Raw genomic sequence first — 2,249 nt, forward strand, 5'->3', positions numbered from 1 at the left:
ACCGCTCTGACGACCAGCGCGAGCAAAGCTATTCCGAGCGCCAGCTCTATGAAGCCGCGCTCGAGCGTTTGACCCGTGAAGTCGCCGCCGTTTCCGGCGGAGATGAAGTGCTGGCTGCGCGTCAGGTGGATGAGGTGCTGGTTTCGCGCGCCGCGTGAGTCTGGTCACCTCAGATAGACAAAGGCCGTGCCGCAAGGTGCGGCCTTTCTCGTGCCTCACGCCAAGAGGCTGATCAACACCGCGATTTCCGCCAGTTGCTGCGTTGCGCCAAGGATGTCGCCCGTCTGTCCGCCGATCTTGGCGCGCGCGATCAAAGCGATGGCCAACGTCGTGAAACCTGCGCATACCAGCGCTGCAAGACCCGCGCCGCCAAGCAGCCCAAATGTCCCTGCCCGCCGCCAGCCCAAATCCCCAGGGTCACAGTTTGCAACCCTCGGGCGCCCCTGTGCCTGTGACAGCCCCGTGTCGCGGGCATGCGGCAGGGCGGCCATAACCACCGGCATCATTGCGCGCGACAGCATGGCTGCGGCCAGTATGGCGGACGTTGCCGCTCCCGGACTGACCTCGTAGAGCAGCCAGAGCGCCAGACCGCGTGCCCCAAGGGACAAGGATCAGCGCAATTACCCCATAACTGCCGATAATGGCTGTCCTTTCATGATCGCCAACCGCCGCTCGCGCGTCCCAACCGCCCCAGAGGCCATCGGCAGTATCGGCAAGCCCATCCTCGTGCAACGCACCGCTCAGCAGAATCGGAGTGGCGAGGACCAAGAGCGCCACCAGTGGTCTCGGCCATCCCAGCCAGAGCGCGACCAGCCCGCCGAAGGCCGCAAGCCCGCCCAACACCACGCCCGCCAGCGGATAGGCCCAAGCCGCCCGCGCGCCCCGCTCATAGTGCCGCACCGGCACAGGCAAGCGGCTGAGCAGGCTCAGCGCCAGCGGCACATCTCTGAACCGGATCAAGGCTTTGTCGTTTTCTGCCATGGGCGTGCCCTTTTCGTCTGGGGCGGGGGCTCTGCCTGCGATACAGAAAGGACAGATCACAATCAATGAGGCTTTGCATGGCGGGTGCCTTCTCTTCACTGTCCGATTTTGCGGCACTCCTTGGCGAAATGCCCGGCCCGGACCCTGCCACCATGATTGATGCGCAGGCGCGTGATGCGCAATTGACCAAGCCCCCCGGTGCTCTTGGGCGGTTAGAGGGGCTTGCGGTGTGGTATTGTGGTTGGCGCGGCGAGGCACGGGCCCGCGTGACCGCACCTCAGGTGATTGTCTTTGCCGGCAATCACGGTGTCGTGGCGCAGGGCGTTTCGGCCTTTCCCGCCGAAGTGACCGCGCAGATGGTCGCAAATTTCCGCGCGGGCGGTGCAGCCGTCAACCAAATGGCGGCGCAGGTCGGCGCGCGCATGGATGTCCACGCGCTCGATCTCGACCGGCCCACGGGCGACATCAGCCTTGGACCGGCCATGTCCAAAGACGAGATGCTGCTCGCGCTCAGCACGGGCTGGGATGCAGTTGATCCGGCCAGTGATCTCTTGGTCGTGGGGGAAATGGGCATCGGCAACACCACCAGTGCTGCGGCGATTGCCTTGGCGCTCCATGGCGGAGAGGCCGCCGCTTGGACCGGGCGCGGTACCGGCCTCGCGGACGCGGCACTTGTCCATAAGGCGCAGATTGTCGCGCAGGCGGTTGCCATCAACGCGGCCAGCGGGGCAGGGGGGCTGGAGGTATTGCGCCGCTTGGGCGGGCGCGAGTTGGTGGCGATGGCCGGGGCCATTGCGCGGGCGCGGAGCCTGCGCATTCCGGTGGTTCTCGACGGATTCATCTGCACCGCCGCTGCGGCCTGCCTTGAGGCAGAATGCGCCGGCGCGCTCGGTCACACTGTGGCGGGGCATGTGAGCGCCGAACCCGGACATGCGCGGCTCTTGCAGATCTTGGACAAGGTGCCGCTTCTCTCCCTCGATCTGCGTCTGGGCGAGGGATCAGGCGGCGTGCTGGCGATGAGCGTGGTTCAGGCGGCCTTGGCCTGCCATTCCGGAATGGCCACCTTTGCAGAGGCGGGCGTGACGGGCGCGTGACGCTGCCTGTTCTGGCGTCATCGCCTTGACCCGCCTGTTGCCCCGGAATACTGATTAAAATCGTCAGATTACCCCGGAGCGTCACGCCCATGAGCGAAAAACTTTTGCACCGCCTTGCATGGGTCGTGGTCGTGCTTTGCGTGGCCCCTATCCTCGCAGCGGCGCTCGCGGCGT

General features: G+C 65.8%; 3 protein-coding genes and 1 pseudogene. 2 read left to right on the top strand and 2 right to left on the bottom strand.

The features are described 5' to 3' along the window. Window positions 1-158, top strand: a pseudogene (locus ROS217_RS24760) (CarD family transcriptional regulator); the annotation flags it as partial. 57 nt (window positions 159-215) lie between these two features. Here ROS217_RS24760 and ROS217_RS25035 read toward each other — a convergent pair. Beyond that, window positions 216-521 carry an adenosylcobinamide-GDP ribazoletransferase gene (locus tag ROS217_RS25035; protein ID WP_368072254.1) on the bottom strand — a complete coding sequence of 102 codons (306 nt, stop codon included), beginning with the start codon at window positions 519-521 and terminating at the stop codon, window positions 216-218. After that, window positions 418-981 (bottom strand): adenosylcobinamide-GDP ribazoletransferase, encoded by a 564-nt coding sequence (locus ROS217_RS19775; RefSeq protein ID WP_009819586.1) that lies wholly within the window; start codon window positions 979-981, stop codon window positions 418-420. Before ROS217_RS19775 ends, ROS217_RS25035 begins: the two co-directional genes overlap by 104 nt. 77 nt (window positions 982-1,058) lie before the next feature. Between ROS217_RS19775 and cobT the strand changes: the two genes are divergently transcribed. After that, window positions 1,059-2,075 carry a nicotinate-nucleotide--dimethylbenzimidazole phosphoribosyltransferase gene (cobT, locus tag ROS217_RS19780; protein WP_009819587.1) on the top strand — a complete coding sequence of 339 codons (1,017 nt, stop codon included), beginning with the start codon at window positions 1,059-1,061 and terminating at the stop codon, window positions 2,073-2,075. Window positions 2,076-2,249: the final 174 nt, after the last annotated feature.

It is taken from the genome of Roseovarius sp. 217, from assembly GCF_000152845.1.
GTDB lineage: Bacteria > Pseudomonadota > Alphaproteobacteria > Rhodobacterales > Rhodobacteraceae > Roseovarius.